Raw genomic sequence first — 24,283 nt, 5'->3', positions numbered from 1 at the left:
CTCCCGACATTAAGGGCGGTCGGGCCGCTTTCCCGTGATTGCCGACCCGATCCGAAGGTGTGTCGCGCCCTCGAGGAGCGCCTCGCGCAGATCGCCGGACATGCCCGCCGAGATGGCGCGGGCGTCGGGCAGGATGCGCCGCACGTCGTCCGAGAGGCCGCGCAGCCGGGCGAAGGCGCGGCGCGGCTCCCCGTCGTCGGGGGCCACCGCCATGACGCCGAGGACGCGGATGCCGGCGGCCCGCGCCGCGTGCTCCGCGAGGGCCTCCGCCCCGGCGGGCGGCACGCCGCCCCGGTCCGCGTCGTCGGTGAGGTTGACCTGCAGGAAGACGCGCGTCTCCTGCTCGTCGGAGGCGAGCGCGTCCACGAGCGACGGACGGTCGACCGAGTGGATGACGGAGGCGTAGCGGCGCACCTGGCGCGCCTTCTTGCCCTGGAGCTGTCCGACGAAGTGCCACGCCAGGCCCCGTCCGTCGAGCTCCGCCGCCTTGCCCTGGGCCTCCTGGTGCCGGCTCTCGCCGAAGTCGCGGACCCCGAGGTCGACTAGCGCGCGGATGAGGGACACCGGCTGGAACTTCGTGACCACGATGGTGGTCACCTCCTCCGGGCTGCGCCCGGCCCGGCGGATGCCCTCGGCGACGTCCTCCCGCACGGACGCCCACCGCTCGGCGAGGCCCGGATGGGCCGCGTCGGGGTGGGCGTGCGGTGCCGCGGCACCGTCGGAGCGCGGTCCGTCGGTCACTTCAGGAAGTCGGGGATGTCCAGGTCGTCGCCGTCGTCCTCGAAGGTCGGGTCGCTGGCCGGGACGGACGCGACGGGGGCCTCCGCCTGCGGACGCGCAGGGGCGGCGGCGACCGCCTCGGGCGCGGTGACCGCTCCCCCGCCGGCCGCGACGAAGCCGCTGCGGCGGTTCTCGACCTTGGCCGACGGCTCGCCGCCGTCGAAGCCCGCGGCGATGACGGTGACGCGCACCTCGTCGCCGAGCGTGTCGTCGATGACCGCGCCGAAGATGATGTTCGCCTCGGGGTGCACCGCCTCCTGCACGAGCTTGGCCGCGTCGTTGATCTCGAAGATGCCGAGGTTCGACCCGCCCTGGATCGAGAGCAGCACGCCGTGCGCGCCCTCGATGCTCGCCTCGAGCAGCGGCGAGGCGACCGCCAGCTCGGCGGCCTTGATCGACCGGTCGGCGCCGCGGGACGAGCCGATCCCCATGAGCGCGGAGCCGGCCCCCTGCATGACCGACTTCACGTCGGCGAAGTCGAGGTTGATGAGGCCGGGGGTGGTGATGAGGTCGGTGATGCCCTGGACGCCCGCGAGGAGGACCTGGTCGGCGGTCGCGAACGCCTCGAGCATGCTGATGCCGCGGTCGCTGATCTCCAGCAGGCGGTCGTTCGGGACGACGATGAGGGTGTCGACCTCGTTCTTCAGCGTCGCGACGCCGAGCTCGGCCTGCGCCGAGCGGCGCTTGCCCTCGAAGCCGAACGGCTTCGTCACGACGCCGATGGTGAGCGCGCCGATCGACTTCGCGATGCGCGCCACGACGGGCGCGCCGCCCGTGCCCGTGCCGCCGCCCTCGCCCGCGGTGACGAAGACCATGTCGGCGCCGGCCAGCGCCTCCTCGATCTCCTCCGCGTGGTCCTCGGCTGCGCGACGGCCGACCTCGGGGTCGGCGCCGGCGCCGAGGCCCCGGGTGATCTCGCGTCCGACGTCGAGCTTGACGTCGGCGTCGCTCATGAGCAGCGCCTGCGCGTCGGTGTTGATCGCGATGAACTCCACGCCGCGCAGACCGAGCTCGATCATGCGGTTGACGGCGTTGACGCCGCCACCGCCGATGCCGACGACCTTGATGACGGCGAGGTAGTTCTGGTTGTTCGACACGACGGGCCTCCGCTAGAACCTTCGACCTCCGGTGGAGGCTTAGAGTTTACTCAGTATGCATTTCCTGGTCCCGACGTTAGGGGGCTCCGGGTCGGCGCGACGACTCCCGTGCCGCGTGTCGCGAAGCCCGCCGGGATCAGGGTCCGGCGACGGGCGCGTCGGGCGCCGACACGTCGTACGAGCCGACGTCGTCACGGGCCTTCACGAGCGCCTGCAGCACCTGCGCCTTGTCGGCCGAGCGCTCCCCGCTCCCCCACAGGACCTCCTTGCCGCTGCGGAGGGTGAGCGTCACGTCGTCGGTCGTGTTGGCCTGGATGCTGTCGACCTGGGGCAGGAAGTCGGCCGGGAGGGCCACGAGCACGGCGGTGGCCGCCTGGAACCGCGGGCTCGTGAAGTCCGCGCTCGGCAGGTCGATGACCGGGTAGCCGTCGGGACGCGCCGTGGCGCGCTCGATCGTCACGCCGGCGGGGTCGACGAGGTCGAAGCCCGCGCCGGACTGGATCACGGCGACGGGAGTCCGCTCGACGATGCGGATCACGAGCGTCGACGGCGGCCGGCTCTCGGTGCTGTAGCTGCGGATGAGCGGGAAGGCGCGGAGCTCGTCGCCGACGCGGTCGAGGTCGACGAGCGGCAGCGGCGTGCCGACCTGGTCGGCGAGGGCCGCCTGGATGCTCGACGGGGACACGCGGTCCGCTCCCTCCACCTCGACCGTGCGGAGCGCGAGGAGCGGCGAGTACACGGCGATGCCGACGACGAGGGCGAGGACCAGGAACGCGCCGAGCGCGCCGAGGAGTCCCGCCCGGCGGCGCCGTGCGCGCTGGGTGAACCGCCGGACCTCCTGGCGCTCGTACCGCTGCCGCTCCCGGCGGGCGCGGCGGAGCTGCCGTCGCGCCTCGGCGTCGCCCGTGGCCGCGCTCGCGGGCCGGGCGGGTCGATGGGCCCGGGGGGTGGCGTCCCCGTCGCCGTCGGCGTGGGTGCGCCGACGGAGGGGCCGGGCGGCCGTCGCGGAGGAGGAGGAGGCGGCGGCGTCGGCCGCGCCGCGTGCACGGGCCCCGAGCCGCCCGGCCAGGCCCCCACGGGTCGGCGCAGCCTGCTCCCGGCCCGTCCGGGGCGTGGGGGGTGCCTCCACGGGCGCCTGCGCGAGGTGCGGCAGCACGATGGGCTCGGTGTCGGGCTCGTCGTCGTCGCGCCAGTCGGCACGGGGACGCGCGGCGGAGGGCGTGCGCTGCGGCGTGGGTACGGCGGGCGCCGCGGGCGCCGCGGGCGCCGCGGATCCAGCGCGGGTGCCGGGCGCGGCGCCGGTGCGCGGGACGGGCGGGGCCGTCACGGGACGCGGGGCGGCGGGCCGGGTCGGCGCTCCGGCGCCCGTGCGCGCCGGGGCAGGGTCGTGCCCGGCACGGGACGGCGGCGTCGAGGGCTGCGGGCTCGCGGACTGCGGGGTCGCCGACTGCGGGGTCGCCGACGGCGGCACGGCGTCACGGGACCGCCGACGCCGGACGGGCCGATCCTCGCCGTCACCGGGGCGCGCGGCCGCGGGCTGCTCCGGGACCCGGGGCCGGTCGAAGCCCTCGGGCCGCTTCACTCGCGCGGCCGGGGGGACGCGGCGGGGTCGGCGGATGCGGACGGGCCCTCGAGCGCGCCGATCACCTGCGGGATGATCCGGTACACGTCGCCGCAGCTGAGGGTCACGATGAAGTCGCCGTCGCGGGCGATCTCCGCCGCGCGGTCGGCCGCCTGCTGCCAGTCGGGCAGGTAGTCCACGTGGGCGGGGTCCGTGAACCGCTCCGAGACGAGGGCGCCCGTGACGCCGGGGATCGGGTCCTCACGGGCGCCGAACACGTCGAGGACGATGGTGTGGTCCGCGAGCTCCTCGTACACGCGCGCGAAGTCGCCCGCCATCATCTGCGTCCGGCTGAAGAGGTGCGGCTGGTGCACGGCGATGATGCGGCCGGAGCCCACGACCGTGCGAGCCGCCTCGAGGGCCGCACGCACCTCCGTGGGGTGGTGCGCGTAGTCGTCGTAGACGCTGACGCCGCGGACCTCCGCGTGGAGCTCGAAGCGACGACCGGTGCCGGAGAACCCGGCGAGGCCGGCGATCGCGTCGTCGGGCTCGACGCCGAGGCCCACGAGCACGGCGTAGGCGCCGGCCGCGTTGATCGCGTTGTGTCGTCCGGGGACGCGCAGCGCGGCGCGGCGCGACACGCCCTCGTGGGTGAGCGTGAAGGCGACCGGGCCGTCGGTGACGATGTCGGAGATCCGCACGTCGGCGGCCGGGTCCTCGCCGAACGTGACGATGCGACCCGCGACGCGCGCGGTCACGCGACGGGCGCCCGGGTCGTCGCTGGAGATGACGACGAGCTCGGAGGCGGCGCTGGCGAACCGCACGAAGGCGTCGTCGAAGGCCTCGTGGGAGCCGTAGTGGTCGAGGTGGTCGGCATCGACGTTGGTGATGAGCGCCACGGCGGTGTCGTAGAGCAGGAACGAGCCGTCGGACTCGTCGGCCTCGACCACGAACAGCTCCTCGGACCCGGGGGCGCTCGAGACGCCGAGCCCGCCGATCACGCCGCCGTTGACGAAGGAGGGGTCGCGCCCGGCCTCGAGCAGCGCGGTCACGATCATGCCCGTGGACGTCGTCTTGCCGTGCGCGCCCGCGACCGCCACGAGCCGCTGGCCCGAGATGAGCCAGGCGAGCGCCTGCGAGCGGTGCAGGATCGGGAGGCCCCGCTCCTTCGCGAGCACGTACTCGGGGTTGTCCTGCCACAGGGCGCCCGTGACGACGAGGGCCTCGGCATCCCCCACGTGCGCGGCGTCGTGGCCGACGTGGATCTCGGCGCCGAGGTCGCGGAGGGCCTGGACCGCGTCCGAGTCACGCGAGTCGGAGCCCGTGACGCGGTGCCCCGCGGCGAGGAACAGGCGCGCGATGCCGCTCATGCCGGATCCGCCGATGCCCACGAAGTGCACGCGCCCGAGCTCGGTCGGGATGTCCATGGTCAGGTCGGGTGCGATCACGTGCGGTCTCCTCGGGAGGTGGGAAGCGGGGGCGGCGGGAGGGCGGTCAGCGCCGCGCGACGGGCCGGGGCGGTCGGGCGGCGAGGGCGTCCCCGACGAGGTCGGCCATGCGCGCCGCGCCGTCGCGCGAGCCGACGGACGCCGCGGCCTCGGACATGCGCGCGAGCGCCGCCGGGTCGGACAGGAGCGGGAGGACGCGGGCGAGGATCCAGTCGGGCGTGAAGTCCGCGTCCGCGACGACGATGCCGCCGCCGGCCGCGACGACGCCGCGCACGTTGACCGCCTGCTCCCCGTTGCCGACCGGGTACGGCACGTACACCGCGGGGACGCCGACGGCGGTCAGCTCGGAGAGGGCGCCCGCCCCGGCGCGCGAGACGACCAGGTCGGCGGTGGCGATGGCGAGCTCCATGCGGTCGGAGTAGCCGAGGACGTGGTAGCGGTCGACGCCCGGGTCGGTGAACTCCTGCGCGCCGCCCACGATGTGGAGGATCTGCGCGCCGGTGCCGGTGATGGCAGGGGCGACCTGGACGACGGCGCGGTTGAGGCTGCGGGCGCCCGTCGACCCTCCCGTCACCAGCAGGGTCGGCCGGTCGGCGTCGAGCCCGAGCGCCGCACGGGCCTCGGCGCGGACCGCCGCGCGGTCGAGGGTCGCGATCTCCCGGCGCAGCGGCATGCCGACCACCTGCGCGCGCGGCCCGAGCGCGGTGCCCGGGAACGTGATGCCGACGGCGGCTGCGACGCGGGCGCCGAGGCGGTTGGCGAGCCCCGGGGAGGCGTTGGCCTCGTGCACGACGACCGGGATCCCCGAGCGGCGCGCGGCCAGGTACGCCGGCGCGGCCGCGTACCCGCCGAAGCCGACCACCACGTCGACCGCGCGCTCGGCGATCATCCGGCGGATCTGGCCGACCGCCCGCGTGAAGGCCGGTGCGAAGCGGACCGCGGCCCGGTCCGGACGACGCGGGAACGGCAGCCGGGCGATGGTGAGCAGCTCGTAGCCGCGGGCGGGGACGAGCCGGGCCTCGAGGCCCTCGCGCGTGCCGAGCACCAGGATCGTCGCCTCGGGCTCGCGCGCGCGGAGCTCGTCCGCGACCGCCAGGAGCGGGTTCACGTGCCCGGCGGTGCCGCCGCCGGCCAGCAGGTAGACGGTCACGACCGCATCCCGATGACGGCGGGGACCACGTCCGGCGACTCCTCGGTCGTGGGCTTCCGCGCGAAGCCGAGCACGATGCCCATGGCCACGAGCGTCGTCACGAGCGACGAGCCTCCGGAGGAGACGAACGGGAGGGGCACCCCGAGGACCGGGAGCAGGTTCAGCACCACCCCGATGTTCACGAAGGCCTGCACGATGATCCACGTCATGACCGCGCCCGTCGCGACGCGCGCGAAGGTGTCGGTGTTGGCGCGGATCACGCGGATGAAGCCGATCGCGAGCACGACGAACAGCAGGATGACGACGATCGCGCCGATGAGCCCCAGCTCCTCGCCGATGATCGCGAAGATGTAGTCGTTGTCGGCCTCGGGCAGCCACATCCACTTGGCCTTCGAGTTGCCGAGGCCCACGCCGAACACGCCGCCGGCCGCGAGGGCGTAGAGGCCGTGCGTGGCCTGCCAGCATCCGCCCGCGTAGTCGCACTCGCCCGTGAGGAACTCGGTCACGCGGCGGAGCCGGCTGTCGCTCACGACCGTCATGACGACCGCCATCGCGGAGCCGACGGCCAGCATGATGCCGAGCTTGCCGATGGGGACGCCCGCGAAGAACAGAGCGCCGAGCACGATGCTCGCCATGATGATGACGGTCCCGAGGTCCTGTCCGAGCGCCACCAGCCCGACGGCGCCGCCGGCGATGGGCAGCACGGGGATGAGCACCTCGCGCCAGGTGCGCAGCGCGTTCCGCTTCCGCGCGAGGATGAAGCCGAGCCAGAGCACGAGGCCCACCTTGATGAGCTCGGCCGGCTGGAAGGTCATGCCGCCGACGCGGATCCAACCCACGTTCTCGCCGACCTTCACGCCGAGGGGGCCGAAGACGAGCAGCTGCACGCCGCACGCCGCGATGAGGAGGATCCAGGCCCAGCGCTTCCAGAACATGGGCGGCACGAGCGAGACCACCAGCATCAGCGGGATGCCGATGAGCGCGAACATGCCCTGCTTGAGGAAGATGCCGAAGAAGCCGCCGCCGGCGACGAAGGAGTCGATGCTCGAGGAGGACAGCACCATCACGAGGCCGAAGACGACCAGGAACAGCGTCGTGCCGAGCAGCAGGAAGTAGGAGCCGCTCTCGGCGTGGAAGGCGCGGCCGAGGTGGATGCGGGCGGCGAGCCCGCGACGCTGCGTGCCCTCCTGCTCGCCCTGCCCGGCCGCCGGCGTGGTGCGCGGACCGCGGGGGCCCGGCGCGTCAGCCGTGCGCGGGGTCCGCGTCGTTCTCGGGGGCAGTGTCATCCGCCGCACCTCCCAGGTGGTGGTCGACCGCGGCGCGGAATCGGCGCCCGCGGTCGGCGTAGTCGGTGAATTGGTCCATGGATGCCGCTGCCGGGGCCAGCAGGACGGTGTCGCCCTCCCGGGCCACGCCCGCCGCGAGCCGCACCGCGGACCGCATGACCTCCTCAGTGTCGCTCTCGGCCACCTCGAGGACGGTGACGTCGGGCGCGTGTCGTCCGAATGCCGCGAGGACCCCCTCGCGCTCGACGCCGATGACGACGGCGGCCCGCAGGCGACGCGCGTGGGCGCCGATGAGCTCGTCCAGCTCGACGCCCTTGAGGAGGCCGCCCACGATCCAGACCACCGAGGGGAAGGCCGCGAGCGACGCGGATGCCGCGTGCGGGTTGGTCGCCTTGGAGTCGTCGACGAACGCGACCCCGTCGCGCTGGCCGATCCGCTCGATCCGGTGGCTGTCCAGCTCGAAGCGCAGGAGCGCCTGCCGGACGACGCCGGGCTCGACGCCGTAGGAGCGCGCGAGGGCGGCCGCGGCGAGGATGTTCTGCACGATGTGCGGCGCGGCGAGCCCGACCGCGCGCAGCTCGTCGAGGGTCGTCAGCTCGAGCGCCGACGTGAAGCGCTCCTCGAGGAAGGCGCGGTCGCAGAGGATCCCGTCGACGATGCCGAGGTCGCTCGGACCGGGGGCGTCGAGGCCGAAGCCGATGGCACGGGCGCCGTCCTGCACGTCGGCGTCGCGGAGGGCGTCCTCCGTGGCGCGGTCGGCGCGGTTGTAGACGCACGCGACGCGGGTGTCGGCGAAGACGCGGCCCTTGGCGGCGGCGTAGGCGCTCCGGGACCCGTGCCACTCGAGGTGGTCGTCGGCGAGGTTCAGGAACGCGCTCGAGTAGGGCCGCACCTCCCGCATGTAGTGCAGCTGGTGGCTCGAGAGCTCGACGACGAGCACGTCGAACCCGTCGGGGTGCCGGACGACGTCGAGCACGGGCAGGCCGATGTTCCCGCACGGGACCGCCCGAACGCCGCCCTCCTGCAGCAGCGCCGCGGTGAGCTGCGTGGTGGTGGTCTTGCCGTTGGTGCCGGTGATGGTGATCCACTCGGCGGGCGTGCCCGTCTTGTCGCGGACGCGCCAGGCGAGCTCGATGTCGCCCCACAGCGGGATGCCGGCCGCGGACGCCCACGCCGGCAGCGGGTGCGTCGGCGCGTAGCCCGGCGACACGACGACGAGCTCCGGGGCGAACGCGACGAGCTCCGCCGGGACGGGCTCCTCCTCGGTCGGCCGCACGAGCCGCCCGCCGATCACGTCCAGCAGGGCGAGCCGCTCCGGGGAGGCGTCGGCGGCCACCACGAGCACGTCGGCGCCGAGCTCGACGAGCGTGTCGGCGACCGAGAACCCCGTGCGGCCGAGCCCGAGGACGGCGACGCGGAGGCCGGTCCAGTCGTCGTGCCAGCTGTGCAGGGAGCCCGGTCGTGCGGGGGCCGTGCCGTCGTCGAGAGGGTCCGTCATCTCTACTGCGTGATCCATTCCAGGTAGAAGGTGCCGACGCCGGCCGCGACCAGCAGCCCGGCGATGATCCAGAAGCGCACGACGACCGTGACCTCGGCCCACCCCTTCAGCTCGAAGTGGTGGTGGAGCGGGCTCATCAGGAAGATGCGCTTGCCCTTGGTGAGCTTGAAGTAGATGCGCTGCAGGATCACCGACCCCGCGACGATCACGAACAGGCCGCCGATGAAGACGAGCAGGAGCTCCGTGCGGCTGAGGATGGCGAGGGCCGCGAGGGCGCCGCCGAGGCCGAGGGACCCGGTGTCGCCCATGAATATCTGCGCGGGCGAGGTGTTCCACCAGAGGAAGCCGATGAGCGCACCCACGATCGACGCCGCGATGATCGCGAGGTCGAGGGGGCTGGCGACCTCGTAGCAGCGGTACTCGTTCTGGTAGCTCGAGACGCTGTCGCAGGACTGGTTGAACTGCCAGAAGCCGATGATGACGTAGGAGCCGATGGAGAAGATGGAGGCGCCCGCGGCCAGGCCGTCGAGCCCGTCGGCCACGTTCACGCCGTTCGACGTGCTGGCGACGATGAGGCAGATCCAGACGATGAACAGGGCCGTGCCGACGACCGCGCCGAGGGCCATGAAGTCGAGCGGCAGGTCGCGGAACAGGCTGATGGCCGTGGACGCCGGCGTGAGGCCCGACACCGGGTCGCGCAGCGTGATGGCGAGCACCGCGAAGACGGCGGCGACGAGCACCTGGCCGGCGATCTTCTGCCAGCCGCCGAGGCCGAGGGACTGCTGCTTGCGGGTCTTGAGGTAGTCGTCGAGGAACCCGACGAACCCGAGGCCCACCATCATGAACACGACGAGGAGGCCGGAGGGCGTCACCGGGTCGAACCGGATCCCGTCCCACGTGAGCAGATGCCCCACGAAGTAGCCGAGCACGCTCGCCAGGATGATGACGATGCCGCCCATCGTCGCGGTGCCGCGCTTGGTGTGGTGGGTCTGCGGGCCGTCGTCGCGGATGAACTGCCCCCACTGGAGGCGGTGGAACAGCTTGATGAACAGCGGCGTGAGGAACAGCGTGAAGGCGAGCGAGAAGGCGCCCGCGAAGAGGAGCGCTACCACGAGTACCGCTCCCCCAGCTCGTCGCCGAGGAACCGGAGGCCGGCGGAGTTCGACGACTTGACGAGCACCAGGTCGCCGTCGCGGAGGATGCGGTCGAGCACCTCGCGCGCCTCGGCGGCGTCCTCGGCGAAGATCGACTCGCCGTCCCAGGAGCCCTGCGCGATGGCCTCGAGGTGCAGGCGGCGCGCGGCACGGCCGACCACCACGAGCTGGCCGATGTTGAGGCGGACCGCGAGGAGCCCCACCCGGTCGTGCTCCTCCTCGGAGAACTCGCCGAGCTCGCTCATCTCGCCGAGGACGGCGACCGTGCGCTGGTCCGGGCCCTTGATCTGCGCGAGGGTGCGCAGCGCCGCCGCCATGGAGTCGGGGCTCGCGTTGTAGGCGTCGTTGATGACGGTGACGCCGTTGCCGCCGAGCACCTCCATCCGCCAGCGCTCGGCGCGCTGCACCGTCTGGAGGGCGGCGACGATGGCGTCGCCGTCGACGCCCAGCGCCCAGGCGCCGGCGGCCGCGGCCAGCGCGTTGGTGACGTGGTGCTCGCCGAGCACGCGGAACGAGACGGGACGCGCCGACCCGTCGGGCAGGTGGAGCGTGAACGTGGTGCCCGCGGCGGAGGCGACGACGTCGGTGGCATGCACGGCGGCGCGCGCGTCCCGGCCGAACCAGAGGACGGGCGCCGCGGTCTTGTCGCTCATGGACGCGACGCGCGGGTCGTCGACGTTGAGGACGGCCGTGTCCTCCGGCAGGAGGTCGGCGACCATCTCGGTCTTGGTGGCCAGCGTCCGCTCGATCCCGCCGAAGCCGCCCGCGTGCGCGAGGCCCACCGTGAGCACGATGCCCACGTCCGGCTTCGCCATGCGGATGAGGCGCGTGATCTCGCCGAGGCCGCTCGCGCCCATCTCCGCGACGAGGAAGCGCGTCGAGCGGGTGACCTTGAGCATGGTGAGGGGCGCGCCGACCTCGTTGTTGAACGACGCCACGGGCGACACGGTCTCGCCCTGCGTGGAGAGGATGGCGTGCAGCAGGTTCTTCGTCGTGGTCTTCCCGTTGGATCCGGTGACCGCGACCATCCGCAGGTCGCCGACCGCGCGCACCCGGGCGACGACCTCGTGGGCGAGGGCGCCGAGCGCGTCGACGACGTCCGGCACGAGCACCTGCGGCACGGGCAGGTCGAGCTCGCGCTCCACGAGGAGGAGCGCCGCGCCGGCCTCGACGGCGGCGGGCGCGAAGAGGTGGCCGTCGGTCTCCTCGCCGGGCTTGGCGACGAAGACGCCGCCGGGGGCGATGAGGCGGCTGTCGGTGTCGACCGCGCCGTCCACGACGGTCTGCGGCGTGGCGTTGCCGCGCAGCAGGAGGCGGCCGCCGACCGCCTCGGCGATCTCGGCGAGGGTGAGGGCGATCATGTCAGCTCCAGCCTGCGTCGCGGAGGGCCGCGCGCGCGTCGTCACGGGCGGAGAACGGGATCTTGCGCCCGGCCACCTCGTGGTAGTCCTCGTGGCCCGGTCCGGCGACGAGGATGGTGTCCCCCTCCCCGACCAGCGACACCGCCGTGCGGATCGCGGTCGCCGGGTCGGGGACCTCGTGGATCTCGCGGTCGGGCACCGCAGCCCGCGCGCCCGCGATGAGCGAGGCGCGGATGGACGCGGGGTCCTCGTAGCGCGGGTGGTAGTCGGTGATGACCACCACGTCGGCCCGCCGGGCCGCGATGGCGCCCATCTCGGCCCGCTTGGTCGTGTCCCGGTCCCCGTCGGCGCCGAACACCATCACCAGCTTCCCGGGCGTGAACGGCCGCAGCGCCTGGAGGGTCTGCTCGAACGCGTCCGGCGTGTGGCCGTAGTCGACGAAGAAGAGGGGACCGGTGCCGCCCGAGACGCGCTCCGCGCGACCGGGGATGTAGGCCTGGATGCCGCCGTCGCGGTCGAGCACGTGCGCCACGGCGTCGAGGTCGTAGCCGGACTCGACGAGCATCACGATGGCGAGGCCGGCGTTCGCGGCCATGAACCAGCCGGGCACCGGCACGCGCGACACGAGCACGCGGTTGTCGGGACCCTCGAGGCGGAAGCCCGTGGAGTCCGCCGTCTGCTCGAGGACCGTGACGGTCCAGTCGGCGTCGACGCCCGGCTTCGAGGAGATCGTCGTCATGGGGATGCGCGAGCCGTCGACGATGCGCTGGCCCCACTCCGTGTCGAGGGAGACGACGCCGCGGCGGGCGCGGTCGGGGTCGAAGAACGCGGCCTTGGCCTCGAAGTACTCCTCGAAGTCCGCGTAGTCGTCGAGGTGGTCGTGGCTGAGGTTGATGAAGGCGGCCACGTCGAACACGAGCCCGTCCACGCGGTGGCGGGACAGCGCCTGCGCGGAGACCTCGATGGTGACCGCGCGGACCTCGGCCTCCCGCATCCGGGCCAGGAGCGCGTGCAGCTCGCTCGCCTCCGGCGTGGTGAGGCGGCTCGTGATGCTCTCGTCGCCGATGCGGCGCTCGGCCGTCGAGGTGAGCCCCGTGACGACGCCGAGCTGGCGGAGCAGGCCGTCCAGCAGGTACACGACGCTCGTCTTGCCGTTGGTGCCCGTGACGCCGTAGAGCGTGGCGGGGTTCTCGGCCGAGCGGTGGACCCACGCGGCGACGTCGCCGAGGGCGGCCCGCGGGTCGGGGGTGAGGATCACGGGCAGGCCGGCCGCCTGCGCGTCGGCGAGGCCTGCCGGATCCGTGAGCACCGCGACCGCGCCGCTCTCGGCCGCGGACGACGCGAAGCGGGCGCCGTGGGCGCGGGCGCCCTGCAGTCCCACGTACAGGTCGCCCGGCTGCACGTCGCCGGAGGAGAGGGTGACGCCGGTGACCTCCACCTCGTCCACGTCGCCGACGACGTCGAGCGCGAAGTCGCGCACCAGGCCGGACAGCGACCGTGCGACGGGGTGCTCGGGGCGGAGGGCGGGAGTGGCAGGGGAGGTCATCGCCCTCATCTCTCAGTAGGTCGTCGGGAGGTTCGGGGACGGCACGCTGGAGGGCGGGACCCGGTAGGTCTTCAGGACCTGGGACATGATCTTCTGGAAGACCGGCGCCGCGGCCGCCGAGGACTTCATGGTATCCGGATTGGCCAGGCTGATCGACACGACGTACTGGGGGTCCTCCGCCGGCGCGAGCCCCGCGATCGACACCAGGTAGTTCTTGCCGTACTTGCCGTCGGCCTCCGCGACCTGCGCCGTGCCGGACTTCGCGGCCACCCGGTAGCCGGGGATCGTGAGGTCCTTCGCCAGGTGCCCGTCGGTGACCACGGTCTCCAGCATGTTGACGGTCGAGTCGGCCGCCTGGGGCGAGATGACCTGCGTGCCCTCGGTGGAGGGCTGGTCGGTCACTGTGCCGTCGGCCTGCTTGCAGCCCGAGACGAGCGACAGCGGCAGCTTCACGCCGTGGTTGCCGATGGTCTGGTAGATGCTCGCGACCTGGAGCGCCGTGGTCGTGAGGCCCTGGCCGAACATGGTCGCGTAGTTGGTCTGCGGGTCCCACTCCTGCCAGGGGCGCACGAGGCCGCTGCTCTCGCCCGGGAAGTCGATCGCCGTCTTCTCGCCGACGCCGAAGGCCCGGAGGTAGTCGTACCGGTCGGACGCCGAGAGGCGCTCGCCGAGCGCCGAGATGCCCGTGTTGGAGGAGTCCATGAGGACGCCCGCGAGCGTGAAGCGGAGGTCGGGGTGCACGTAGCTGTCGCTCAGCCGCACGTCCGGCCGGGTGAACGTGTAGGGCGCGACGACGCGGGTCGAGGGATCCGCCTTGCCCGAGTCGAGCAGGGCCGCGGCGGTGACCGCCTTCAGCGTGGATCCCGGCTCGAAGGGCGACCCGAACGCGCGGCTCCCCCGGTCCTCGGGCTTCGTGGCGGAGACGTCGTTGGGGTCGACCGACGGGTACTCGGCGACCGCCAGGACCTTGCCCGTCTTCACCTCGACGATGGTGGCGTGGCCGTAGTCCGCGCCGACCTTCACGGCCTGCTCGGCGACCGCGGTCTGCGCGAAGTACTCGAGGTCGGTGTCGATGTTGGTCATCACGTCGCTGCCGTCGACGGCGGGCTTCTGCGTGACGGTGCTGCCGGCGATGGCCACGCCGTCGGCGCCGCGCTCGTAGGTCTGCGCCCCGTCCTCGGCCGCGAGGCAGGAGTCGTACTCCTGCTCGAGGCCCGCCTTGATGCTGCCGTCGCCCGCGATGTAGCCGAGGACGCTGCCGGCGATCTGGCCGTTCGGGTAGGTGCGGCTCGACACCGCCTGGAAGTAGATCCACGGGATCTCGAGGTCGCGGATGGCGAGGTAGGCGTCGACGTCGACGCCCTTGGTCACGTACGCGAACAGCGAGTCCGGGTCCTTCGCGAGCGTGCCCGTGATGATCGCGTGGATCTCCTCCGGCGCCTGCCCCGTGATCGCGCCGAGCTGTGCCTCGGCGTCCGCGAGGGACACCTCCTGCTTCGTCCTCTCGCCGTCGTCGCCGGTGACCGTGCGGGTGAAGTCGCCGGCCTTCGACGGGTCCATCGTGACGTCGTAGCGGAGGACGCTGTCGGCGAGCACCTTGCCCTCGGCGTCGTAGATGCTGCCGCGGACGCCCGGCAGGACCTGCGAGATCGCCCGCTTGCCGAGCGACTCCTCGTTGAGCTCCGTCGCCTGGACCACCTGGATGTCGATGAGCTTGACGACGAAGACCCCGATGACGGCGAGGATCGCGATGAGGGAGAAGGCGATGCGCCGTCGGTTCGAGATCGTGGTCACTCGGGGATTCCTCTCGGTGCCTGCGGTGCGGTGCGGTGCTCCGTCGGAGCGGTGTAGTGCGGATGGTCGCGGCCCCGCGAGGGGCCCGCGGTCAGCGGGTCTGCGGGGTGGGGATCGCCGTGGTCGACGCCGACCCGGAGGCCGCGCCGCTCACGGGGGGCGCGCTCGGGGTGCCGGCCGTGACGCCGCCGGCGGCCTCGGCCGACCCGGGGATCGCGGAACCGGGGTCGACGGCCGCCTGGCCGTCCTGGGCCGTGGCGGCCTCGACCGCGGCCTGCTGCTCCGCCGGGCTGCTCGCGATGGTGAGCGGCACGCCCGTGAGGAGCGAGTTGCCGATCAGGGTGTCGGCGGTGAGCGGCGTGGTCGCGCCGTCCTCCGCCTGCGGGGTCCCCTGGACGGTGCCGTCGAGGGACAGGAAGGAGGGCGAGGCGCTCGCGACCATGCCGAGCGCCTGCGCGTTGCGGGCCAGGTTCTGCGGGGAGGACAGCCGGTCGACGTCCTCGGTCAGCGCCTGGTGGGTGCGGTCGAGCTCCTTCTGCTGCTGCTGCAGCGACTGGATCGCGTACGCGCCGTCCGAGAGCCCGATGGAGAGCAGGAGCTGCGCGAGCAGGACGGCGAAGAGGCCGCCCACGACGATGAGCGCGTACACCGTGCGCGGCCGGGCACGGCGCTGGCCGCGCGTGGCGACGACCTCGATGTGCCGCGGGGCGGGCTCGGCGGACGGCTGGATCCGGGGACGCGCGGTCGCGCGTGCTGCGTCGGTCATGCGTGTCGCCTCCTGGCTCGTTCTGCGGCGCGCAGCCGGACGGATGCGGCGCGGGGGTTGCGGGCGATCTCGTCCTGGTCCGCGAGCTCGGCGCCGCGGACGAGGAGCTTGAGCTCGGGACGGTGCTCGGGGAGCTCGACGGGCAGGCCGACGGGCGCGGTGCTCGTGGACCGGGCGCGCAGCTCGCGCTTCACGATCCGGTCCTCGAGCGACTGGTACGACTCGACGACCACGCGGCCGCCGATCGCCAGCCGGTCGACGGCGGCGGGCATCGCCCGGGCCAGCACGCTCAGCTCCTGGTTGACCTCGATGCGGAGCGCCTGGAAGACGCGCTTCGCCGGGTGCCCGGCTCGCTGCACGGCGGCCGGGGTCGCTTGCTGGATGATCTCGACCAGCCGCGCGGACGTCGTGATCGGCTCGACCTCCCGCGCCTGCACGATGCGGCTGGCGTAGCGGGGGGCGAGCTTCTCCTCGCCGTAGTCGTAGAAGATGCGGCGCAGCTCGAGCTCGTCGTAGTCGGCGACCACCTGGGCCGCGGTGAGGCCGGCGGTGCCGTCCATGCGCATGTCGAGCGGGGCGTCCTGCGAGTAGGAGAAGCCGCGCTCCACCCGGTCGAGCTGGAGCGACGAGACGCCGAGGTCGAAGAACACGCCCTGCACCTCGCCGATGCCGAGCCCGTCGAGCGCGCGGCCGATGCCGTCGTACACGGTGTGCACGAGGTGGACGCGGTCGCCGAACCGGGCGAGCCGCTCCCCCGCGATGGCGAGGGCGTCGGGGTCCCGGTCGAGCCCGACCAGCCGCAGCCCGGGCAGCGCGTCGAGGAACGCCTCCGAGTGGCCGGCCATCCCGAGGGTGGCGTCGACCAGCACGGCGCCCTCGCCTTGGAGGGCGGGGGCGAGGAGCTCGAGGCACCGCTCGAGGAGGACGGGGGTGTGGATGTCGTCGAGTGCCATGGCATCCCGATGTCCTGCACGCGGCTCCTGATCCCCATCCGTCCCGACCTGCCACCGGGGAAGTGCGGCAGGGCGTCGGACGGCTGGGAGTCAGGGGCCGGGGTCAGAACAGGCCGGGGATCACCTCCTCCGCGGTGTCGGCGAACGCGCTCTCGTTGGCGGTGAGGTACTCGTCCCACGTGCCGGCGTCCCAGATCTCGACGCGGCTGCCCGCGCCGATGACCGCGAGCTCGCGGTCGAGGCCCGCGTACGTGCGGAGCGCCTGCGGGATGGTGATGCGGTGCTGCTTGTCGGGCGTCTCGGCGTTGGCGCCGGACAGGAACACGCGCATGTAGTCGCGCGCCTGCTTGCTGGCGAGCGGGGCCTGGCGCATCCGGTCGTGCAGCTCCTCGAACTCCCGCGTCGTGAACACGTAGATGCAGCGGTCCTGGCCGCGCGTCATCACGACGCCGCCCTCGAGCTCGTCGCGGTACTTCGCGGGGAGGATGAGCCGCCCCTTGTCGTCGAGACGAGGCGAGTGGGTGCCGAGGAACACACCGACACCCCCTGTCTCTCCGGCCGTGGTTCAGGACTTGCTCCACTTTACTCCACAGCCCTCCACCCACCGCCAGGGGATCCCCGTCCTTTCCGGCCCCATGTCCCCCGATCGCCGTGGATCCGGGGCCGCGCGCGGGGGGAGGGATGTGGAGGGTCGTGACCCGCCCGGCGCGCCGCGGGCACGGGAAAGCGCCCTGCACGCAGCCGGCAGGCCGCGAGGAGGGCGCTGGGGAGCCATGTGGAGGGCGCGAGGAGGACGGAGGGGAGGCGGGTGGAGGACCCGCTGGGACGACGAGAGGGGCCGGTCCCGGCGATCGGGACCGGCCCCTCGGGGTCGGGTGGAGGGAGGTGGAGGCTCCCTCAGATGGTGGTCAGTCCTGACCGCCCTGGCGCTTCTCCCAGCGCTCGTTGATGCGGTCCATGAAGGACGACGACGGAGCGCGTCCACCTGAGCCGCGGCCGGCGGGACGCGAGGGGCCGGCGGACGGGGTCTCGGCCACCGTGCCGCGCGGGCTGAAGATGAGCAGCGCTCCCACGATCATGATCGCGAAGCCCAGGATGCCGATGATGGCCAGCTTGGTGATGACGCCGGCGGCGAGGGCGGCGATGCCCAGCACGATCACCAGCACCCCGACCACGACCATCGTGTAGTTCGGTCTGCTGCGGCGACCGCTGACGGTCGCCACGAAGTCTGCGTCGTTGTGATAGAGGCTTCGCTCCATCTCCTCCAGCAGGCGCTGCTCTTGCTCGGAAAGCGGCATCATGTTCCCCTCAGGCTCGGGACGACGCGTCGGTGTTCACCTCTGGATTCTAGCTCCCCGCCCCTGGCTAGGCTAGGCGGGTGCCCGAAAGCGACCGCCTCGTCAGCCACGTCCAGACCCGCCTCGACGACTTCCTGTCGGCGCAGGTCGCGGGACTCCGGGAGATCAGCCCGGATCTTGTGCCCATCCAGGAGTTCTCCTCGGATCTGCTGAGAGGCGGCAAGAGGTTCCGCGCGCAGTTCTGCTACTGGGGCTGGCGCTCGGTCATCGACCTCGAGTCCTCCCCCGCGGGGCGCCCGGAGGGCGAGGAGCGCCCCGGCTACCGCGCCGTCGTCGGCGTCGCCGCCGGCCTCGAGATCTTCCACGCCGCGGCGCTCGTGCACGACGACATCATCGACCGGTCCGACACCCGGCGCGGACGCCCGGCGGCGCACCGCCGCTTCGAGGCCCTGCACGCGGCGAGCGGCTGGGGCGGGTCCTCGGCGGGCTTCGGCGAGGCCGGCGCCGTCCTCCTCGGCGACCTCCTCCTCGGGTGGAGCGACGAGCTCCTCATCGACTCCCTGCTGGCGCTGGCCGACGGGTCGTCCGCCCGCGCGACCCGCGCGGAGCTCGCCACCATGCGGACCCAGGTGACCCTCGGCCAGTACCTCGACGTGCTCGAGGAGGTCGCGTGGCCGACCGTGCCCGACGATGACACCCTCGCCCGCGCCCACAACGTCATCGTCTACAAGTCGGCCAAGTACAGCATCGAGGCGCCGCTGGTCGTCGGGGCGAGCCTCGCCGGGGCCTCGGCGGAGCAGGTGGCGGCCCTGCGGGCGTTCGGCCTGCCGCTCGGGATCGCCTTCCAGCTGCGCGACGACGTGCTCGGGGTGTTCGGCGACAGCGCCGTCACGGGCAAGCCGAGCGGCGACGACCTCCGGGAGGGCAAGCGCACCGTGCTGATCGCCCTCGCGCGGCGTCGACTGCCGGACGGCGTGCGCCGCACGGTCGACGCCCTCCTCGGCGACCCGGACCTCGACGACGAGCAGATCCGCGCGCTCCAGTCGATCCTCCGCGAGAGCGGGGCGCTCGACGAGGTGGAGGGCATGATCGCGCGCCACGTGCGGGAGTCCCTCGCGGCACTGCGCGAGGCGCCCATCGGCGCGCGCGCCCGGAACCAGCTGGAGCTCCTGGTCGACAGCGTCACGCGCCGCACGACCTGACGGGCGCGGGACGCGGTCCCCTCCCCTCCTCCGAGAGGGGACGGGAGGAGAGGTCAGGCGCTCGCCTGCGCCACCCGACGCACCTCGGCCTTGCGGCCCGCGAGCAGGGCGTCGACGGGCGCCGCTCCGAGGCTCGGCTCCTCCGTCAGGAGCCAGTCCATCGCCTCGTCGTCGGTGAAGCCGTTGTCGCCGAGCACGATGATCGTCCCGCGCAGCTCCGACAGCGGCTCGCCGTCGCGGAGGAACACCGACGGGACCTTGAGCACGCCGTCGAGGCGCACGGCCAGCAGCCGCCTGTCCTCGATGAGCCGGCGCACCCGGCTGACGGTGAGACCCAGGAGGTCGACGAGATCGGGGACGGTCAACCACTCACGGTCGGCATAGGGCTCGTTCACGTCTCACATGCTGGCACGTCCGCGGCTGCCGACGGGAACCCGGGGCTCCCTGACCGCGCCGCCGGGCCCCGCACGGTGGGTCGGCTGCCTATCCGCCGAACACGCGTGTCGTTGGTCACTCCAGTCACATGCGTCACGTATGTGCGCTTTGTTCTCCCTGCGTGTTAACGTGGAACACCTGCATCAGGGAATCGTGCACGAAGGCCGGAGTAGACCAACATGCCCATGACCGAATCCATCCCTCCTCGCGACCCCAGCCGGTCCTCGGACACGTCCGCGGGACGCTCGGCGAACCGCCGCTCGAAGGCGCTCCTCGCGACCATGCCCATCGTGCTGGTCGGGTCGCTCGCGGTCAGCCTCGGCATGGCGGCACCCGCGGAGGCGGCACCGGTCAAGCGCGTGCCCAAGGCCAAGTCGGGTCCCGCGCAGACGAAGATCCCCCTGATCGCGGCGCCGACCGTCGCCCCTGCCGCCGCGCCCATGGTCGCCGCGCCCTCCACCTACGTCGTCGAGCCCGGGGACACCGTCTCCGGCATCGCCGGCCGCTTCGGCATCTCCACCGCCTCGGTGCTCGCGCAGAACGGCCTCGGCTGGAAGACCACGATCTTCCCCGGCCAGACGCTCACCCTGGGCGGCTCCGGCGGCGGCTCGGCTGCCGCCGCGCCCGCCGCGGCGCCCACGGCATCCGGCGGGAGCTACACGGTCGTCGCCGGCGACACCGTCTCCGGCATCGCCGGGCGCCACGGCGTCTCGACCTCGGCCGTCCTCCAGGCCAACGGCCTGCAGGCCACCAGCACGATCTTCCCCGGCAACCGCCTGACGATCCCCGGCGGCGGATCCTCCGCTCCCGCAGCCCCCGCCGTCCCGCCCAGCGCATCCCCCGCCGCGCAGGCCGGCCTCTCGGGCACCTACACGATCGAGACCGGCGACACGCTGCACAGCATCGCGCAGGAGTCCGGCGTCACCGTCCAGGACCTGCTGAACGCCAACGGACTCAACTGGTCGAGCATCATCTACGCCGGCAGCAAGCTCACCATCCCCCACGCCTCCGCCTCGGTGGTGCAGGTCGCGTCCCTGCACGGGACCACGATCATGACCGACGAGATGCGCCGCAACGCCCGCGTCATCGTCCAGGTCGGCCGGTCCGCCGGCGTGAGCGACTACGGGCTCGTCATCGCCCTCGCGACCGCCGCGCAGGAGTCGACCCTCCGCAACCTCGACTGGGGCGACCGCGACTCCATCGGCCTGTTCCAGCAGCGCCCGAGCCAGGGCTGGGGACAGCCGTCCGACCTCAACGACCCGGTCTACGCCTCGCGCGCGTTCTTCGGCGGCAGCGTGAACCCGAACCCCGGCAGCACGCGGGGCCTCCTCGACATCCCCGGCTGGAAGTCGATGACCGTCACGCAGGCGGCGCAGGCCGTGCAGTACTCGGCCTACCCCGAGGCGTACGCCAAGTGGGAGCCCTCCGCCTGGATCTGGCTCGACGAGATCGGCTGACGCCCATCCGCGTGCGCACCCGCACGGCGGCGCACCGGTGTGCCGGGGAGGGTCCGACACCGGCGATCCCTAGAATCGTCCAGTGACCTCCAGCCCGACCGACCCCATGATCGGCCGTCTCCTCGACGGTCGGTACCAGGTCCGGTCCCGCATCGCGCGCGGCGGGATGGCGACGGTCTACGTCGCCACCGACCTGCGGCTCGAGCGTCGCGTCGCCGTCAAGGTGATGCACGGGCACCTCGCCGACGACAGCGCGTTCCGGGACCGCTTCATCCAGGAGGCGCGCTCGGCGGCACGGCTCGCGCACCCCAACGTCGTCAACGTCTTCGACCAGGGCCAGGACTCCGACATGGCGTACCTCGTCATGGAGTACCTGCCGGGCATGACGCTGCGGGAGCTCCTGCAGGAGTACGAGCGGCTGACTCCCGAGCAGACCCTCGACATCCTCGAGGCGGTGCTCTCCGGGCTGGCCGCGGCGCACAAGGCCGGGATCGTCCACCGGGACCTCAAGCCCGAGAACGTCCTGCTCGCCGACGACGGCCGCATCAAGATCGGCGACTTCGGCCTGGCGCGCGCCGTGAGCGCGAACACCGCGACGGGCCAGGCGCTCCTCGGCACTATCGCGTACCTCTCCCCCGAGCTCGTCACCCGCGGCATCGCCGACACCCGCAGCGACATCTACGCGGTCGGCATCATGATGTACGAGATGCTCGCGGGCGAGCAGCCGTTCAAGGGCGAGCAGCCCATGCAGATCGCGTACCAGCACGCGAACGACCAGGTCCCGACGCCCAGCACCGCCAACGCGTCCGTCCCCGTGGAGCTCGACGAGCTCGTCCTGTGGGCGACGGCGCGCGACCCCGAGCAGCGGCCCCGCGACGCGCGGGCGCTCCTCGACGAGCTCTACGCCGTGCAGAACCGGCTCGACGCCCGCTCCGGCGATCCCGCCCCGCTGCAGCGCACCGTAGTCTTCCCCAGCGCCCCGGCCCTCCCGCCCGTCACCACGGGCGAGACGCAGGTCGTCGGCGGGCCCCCGGTCATGCTCCGCCCGGAGCCCGAGCGGTCCGAGCCGGACTCCGTCGTCGCACTGGCGGCCGCGGGATCGCGCCGACGGACGCGCGGCTGGGTGCTCGCGCTCCTCATCGTCATGCTCGCCGCCCTCGCCGGCGGCACCGGCTGGTACTACGGCCAGGGTCCGGGCGCGCGGGTACCCGTGCCGACCGTCACCGCGATGGCCGTGGACGACGCGGCGGGGACGCTCCAGGGCCAGGGCTTCGTGGTCGCGCGCGCGGAGGAGCCGAGCGTCGACGTCGAGGTCGGACGCGTCACCCGCAGCGTCCCGGCGTCGGGCACGCCGGTGGACCAGGGCTCCACCGTGACCGTGTACGCCTCGACCGGCCCGCAGCTGCTCGACGTGCCCGACGTGGTCGGCGCCTCCGAGGACGACGCCCGCACGAGCCTCGAGGGCGTCCCGTTCGTCGTGCAGGAGGCGACGGTGCGGCAGTACGGCGACGTCGAGGAGGGCACGGTCGTGCAGGTGCTCGACGCCTCCGGCGCGCCGATCGGCGCCCAGTACCCGGAGCAGCAGCCGGTGACCCTCGTGGTCGCCGCCGGGGGGATCCCGGACGTAGGCGGGCGCTCCGTCGACCAGGCCGTCGCCACGCTCGCGGATGCCGGGCTCGTCGGCGAGGCGGGCCGGCAGGCGTTCAGCGACGACGTGGAGAAGGGGGAGGTCATCTCCGTCTACGCGCTCGACGACGCCCCCGTCCGCTCCGGCCTGGACGGCGCCCCCGGCAGCAGGGTCGGCCTCGAGATCTCGAAGGGACCCGACCTCGTGGCGGTCCCGGCCGTCGTCGGGCTCACGCGCGACGAGGCCAAGTCGGCCCTCGACGCGGCGGGCTTCAAGTACGCCTACTCCGCCTTCTGGGACGCCCTGCCCAACAGCATCACCCGCGTGGCCTCCGCGAGCCCGGAGGCGCAGGCGCTCGCCCGTCGCGGGTCGACGGTCAACCTCGGCATCACCGCGTCCGGCTGATCCGGCCCCGCACGCCCACGCGGGTCGGCCCACGACGACCGATGCCCCGCCGCCCTCGAGGGCGGCGGGGCATCGGTCGTCGTGGCGGGGATCAGCTCCGCGCCGCGGCCAGCTCCTCCGCGACGAGGAACGCGAGCTCGAGGCTCTGCATGTGGTTGAGCCGCGGGTCGCACAGCGACTCGTAGCGCGTCGCGAGGGTGGCCTCGTCGATGTGCTCGGATCCGCCCAGGCACTCGGTGACGTCGTCGCCCGTGAGCTCGATGTGGATGCCTCCAGGGTGCGTGCCCGCCGCCCGGTGCGCCTGGAAGAAGCCCTGCACCTCGTCGACCACGTCGTCGAAGCGCCGCGTCTTGTAGCCGGTGGGCGTGGTGAGGCCGTTCCCGTGCATGGGATCGGTCACCCAGAGCGGGTGCGCGTCCGACTGCTTCACGGCCTCCAGCAGGGGCGGCAGCGCATCCCGGATGCGGCCCGCGCCCATGCGCGTGATGAACGTGAGCCGACCGGGCTCGCGATCCGGGTCGAGCTTCTCGATGAGCTCGTGCACGGTCTCCGGGGTCGTCGACGGGCCGAGCTTCACGCCCAGCGGATTCCGGACGCGGGAGAGGAAGTCGACGTGCGCGCCGTCGAGGTCGCGCGTGCGCTCGCCGATCCAGATGAAGTGCGCCGAGGTGTTGTACGGCGTGCCCGTGCGCGAGTCGATGCGCGTCATGGGGCGCTCGTAGTCCATGAGGAGGCCCTCGTGGCCCGTGTAGAACTCCACGCGCTTCAGGTCGTCGAAGTCGGCCCCCGCGGCCTCCATGAACTTGATCGCCCGGTCGATGTCGCGGGCGAGCTGCTCGTACCGCTGGTTGGCGGGGTTCGCGGCGAAGCCCTTGTTCCAGCTGTGCACCTCGCGCAGGTCGGCGAAGCCGCCCTGCGTGAACGCGCGGATGAGGTTCAGCGTGGAGGCGGCCGTGTGGTACCCCTTCACGAGGCGCGCGGGATCCGCCGCCCGCGACTCGGGGGTGAAGTCGTAGCCGTTCACGATGTCGCCGCGGTACGCCGGCAGCGTCAGGTCACCGCGCGTCTCGGAGTCGCTGGAGCGCGGCTTGGCGAACTGGCCGGCCATGCGCCCCATCTTCACGACGGGCATGGCCGCCCCGTAGGTGAGGACGACGGCCATCTGCAGGACGGTCTTCACGCGGTTGCGGATCTGGTCGGCCGTGGCGCCCGCGAACGTCTCGGCGCAGTCGCCGCCCTGCAGGAGGAACGCGCGGCCGTCGGCCGCGGCGGCGAGGCGCGAGCGCAGCTGGTCGACCTCGCCCGCGAACACCAGGGGCGGGAGCAGGGCGATCTCGGCGGACGCGGCGTGCACCGCGGCGGCGTCGGGCCAGGCCGGCTGCTGCTTGACCTCGAGCGTGCGCCAGTGGTCGAGCCCGGCGAGGACGTCGGGATGGGCGGGGACGAGGTGCTCAGAGGCCACGGT

At 73.2% G+C, this 24,283-nt stretch carries 20 protein-coding genes; 3 read left to right on the top strand and 17 right to left on the bottom strand.

All coding sequences use genetic code 11. The features are described from left to right. Window positions 1-9: 9 nt before the first annotated feature. From AC07VC_RS04385 to AC07VC_RS04315, 15 genes are all read right to left on the bottom strand, one after another. Window positions 10-741, bottom strand: coding sequence for a YggS family pyridoxal phosphate-dependent enzyme (locus AC07VC_RS04385; RefSeq protein WP_494676022.1), 732 nt, complete (start codon window positions 739-741; stop codon window positions 10-12). Continuing rightward, window positions 738-1,877, bottom strand: coding sequence for a cell division protein FtsZ (ftsZ, locus tag AC07VC_RS04380; protein ID WP_317228708.1), 1,140 nt, complete (start codon window positions 1,875-1,877; stop codon window positions 738-740). The genes AC07VC_RS04385 and ftsZ overlap by 4 nt, the downstream gene beginning before the upstream one ends. Window positions 1,878-2,013: 136 nt before the next feature. Beyond that, window positions 2,014-3,204 (bottom strand): cell division protein FtsQ/DivIB, encoded by a 1,191-nt coding sequence (locus tag AC07VC_RS04375; RefSeq protein WP_494676023.1) that lies wholly within the window; start codon window positions 3,202-3,204, stop codon window positions 2,014-2,016. Window positions 3,205-3,455: 251 nt separating this feature from the next. Then, window positions 3,456-4,886, bottom strand: a complete 1,431-nt coding sequence (murC, locus tag AC07VC_RS04370) for a UDP-N-acetylmuramate--L-alanine ligase (RefSeq protein ID WP_494676024.1) — start codon at window positions 4,884-4,886, stop codon at window positions 3,456-3,458. Window positions 4,887-4,932: 46 nt separating this feature from the next. Beyond that, on the bottom strand, window positions 4,933-6,036 hold the full coding sequence (gene murG, locus AC07VC_RS04365; protein ID WP_494676025.1) for an undecaprenyldiphospho-muramoylpentapeptide beta-N-acetylglucosaminyltransferase: 1,104 nt from the start codon (window positions 6,034-6,036) through the stop codon (window positions 4,933-4,935). Next, window positions 6,033-7,322 (bottom strand): putative lipid II flippase FtsW, encoded by a 1,290-nt coding sequence (ftsW, locus tag AC07VC_RS04360; RefSeq protein ID WP_494676026.1) that lies wholly within the window; start codon window positions 7,320-7,322, stop codon window positions 6,033-6,035. The genes murG and ftsW overlap by 4 nt, the downstream gene beginning before the upstream one ends. Then, entirely contained in the window at window positions 7,279-8,820 is a 1,542-nt protein-coding gene (gene murD / locus AC07VC_RS04355) for a UDP-N-acetylmuramoyl-L-alanine--D-glutamate ligase (protein WP_316298839.1), read from the bottom strand. Before murD ends, ftsW begins: the two co-directional genes overlap by 44 nt. A 2-nt stretch (window positions 8,821-8,822) precedes the next feature. Further along, a complete protein-coding gene (mraY, locus tag AC07VC_RS04350) occupies window positions 8,823-9,932 on the bottom strand; it encodes a phospho-N-acetylmuramoyl-pentapeptide-transferase (RefSeq protein WP_094116074.1) in 1,110 nt (369 codons plus the stop codon). Further along, entirely contained in the window at window positions 9,926-11,335 is a 1,410-nt protein-coding gene (locus AC07VC_RS04345; RefSeq protein ID WP_494676027.1) for a UDP-N-acetylmuramoyl-tripeptide--D-alanyl-D-alanine ligase, read from the bottom strand. The genes mraY and AC07VC_RS04345 overlap by 7 nt, the downstream gene beginning before the upstream one ends. Window position 11,336: 1 nt before the next feature. Next, on the bottom strand, window positions 11,337-12,881 hold the full coding sequence (locus tag AC07VC_RS04340) for a Mur ligase family protein (RefSeq protein WP_494676028.1): 1,545 nt from the start codon (window positions 12,879-12,881) through the stop codon (window positions 11,337-11,339). Between the two features lie 12 nt (window positions 12,882-12,893). After that, window positions 12,894-14,675 carry a peptidoglycan D,D-transpeptidase FtsI family protein gene (locus AC07VC_RS04335; RefSeq protein WP_494676029.1) on the bottom strand — a complete coding sequence of 594 codons (1,782 nt, stop codon included), beginning with the start codon at window positions 14,673-14,675 and terminating at the stop codon, window positions 12,894-12,896. 91 nt (window positions 14,676-14,766) lie between these two features. Beyond that, window positions 14,767-15,441 carry a cell division protein FtsL gene (ftsL, locus tag AC07VC_RS04330; protein ID WP_494676030.1) on the bottom strand — a complete coding sequence of 225 codons (675 nt, stop codon included), beginning with the start codon at window positions 15,439-15,441 and terminating at the stop codon, window positions 14,767-14,769. Beyond that, on the bottom strand, window positions 15,438-16,394 hold the full coding sequence (gene rsmH / locus AC07VC_RS04325) for a 16S rRNA (cytosine(1402)-N(4))-methyltransferase RsmH (RefSeq protein WP_317228944.1): 957 nt from the start codon (window positions 16,392-16,394) through the stop codon (window positions 15,438-15,440). The genes ftsL and rsmH overlap by 4 nt, the downstream gene beginning before the upstream one ends. A gap of 103 nt (window positions 16,395-16,497) precedes the next feature. Further along, entirely contained in the window at window positions 16,498-16,929 is a 432-nt protein-coding gene (gene mraZ, locus AC07VC_RS04320; protein WP_094116079.1) for a division/cell wall cluster transcriptional repressor MraZ, read from the bottom strand. A gap of 373 nt (window positions 16,930-17,302) precedes the next feature. Further along, window positions 17,303-17,695 carry an SCO2097 family morphological protein gene (locus AC07VC_RS04315; RefSeq protein WP_317228943.1) on the bottom strand — a complete coding sequence of 131 codons (393 nt, stop codon included), beginning with the start codon at window positions 17,693-17,695 and terminating at the stop codon, window positions 17,303-17,305. A gap of 77 nt (window positions 17,696-17,772) precedes the next feature. Here AC07VC_RS04315 and AC07VC_RS04310 point away from each other — a divergent pair, with 77 nt between their 5' ends. Then, window positions 17,773-18,894, top strand: coding sequence for a polyprenyl synthetase family protein (locus AC07VC_RS04310; protein ID WP_494676031.1), 1,122 nt, complete (start codon window positions 17,773-17,775; stop codon window positions 18,892-18,894). A 53-nt stretch (window positions 18,895-18,947) separates the two neighbouring features. Here AC07VC_RS04310 and AC07VC_RS04305 read toward each other — a convergent pair whose 3' ends face one another. After that, window positions 18,948-19,289: an Rv2175c family DNA-binding protein gene (locus tag AC07VC_RS04305; RefSeq protein WP_194636387.1), complete on the bottom strand. Its 342-nt coding sequence runs from the start codon at window positions 19,287-19,289 to the stop codon at window positions 18,948-18,950. Between the two features lie 219 nt (window positions 19,290-19,508). On the opposite strand from AC07VC_RS04305, the gene AC07VC_RS04300 reads away from it, so the two are divergent. Together AC07VC_RS04300 and pknB are read left to right on the top strand one after the other, a co-directional pair. After that, the gene (locus AC07VC_RS04300) at window positions 19,509-20,786 is read left to right on the top strand and encodes a LysM peptidoglycan-binding domain-containing protein (RefSeq protein WP_494676032.1); all 1,278 of its coding nucleotides are present in this window, start codon (window positions 19,509-19,511) and stop codon (window positions 20,784-20,786) included. 82 nt (window positions 20,787-20,868) lie between these two features. Further along, a complete protein-coding gene (pknB, locus tag AC07VC_RS04295; RefSeq protein WP_494676033.1) occupies window positions 20,869-22,818 on the top strand; it encodes a Stk1 family PASTA domain-containing Ser/Thr kinase in 1,950 nt (649 codons plus the stop codon). A 91-nt stretch (window positions 22,819-22,909) separates the two neighbouring features. Here pknB and AC07VC_RS04290 read toward each other — a convergent pair whose 3' ends face one another. Then, window positions 22,910-24,280, bottom strand: coding sequence for a class II 3-deoxy-7-phosphoheptulonate synthase (locus tag AC07VC_RS04290; RefSeq protein ID WP_317228938.1), 1,371 nt, complete (start codon window positions 24,278-24,280; stop codon window positions 22,910-22,912). Window positions 24,281-24,283: the final 3 nt, after the last annotated feature.

The organism is Clavibacter sp. GW821-FHT01D01 (assembly GCF_059422605.1).
This window is presented reverse-complemented; position numbering and strand designations above follow the sequence as displayed.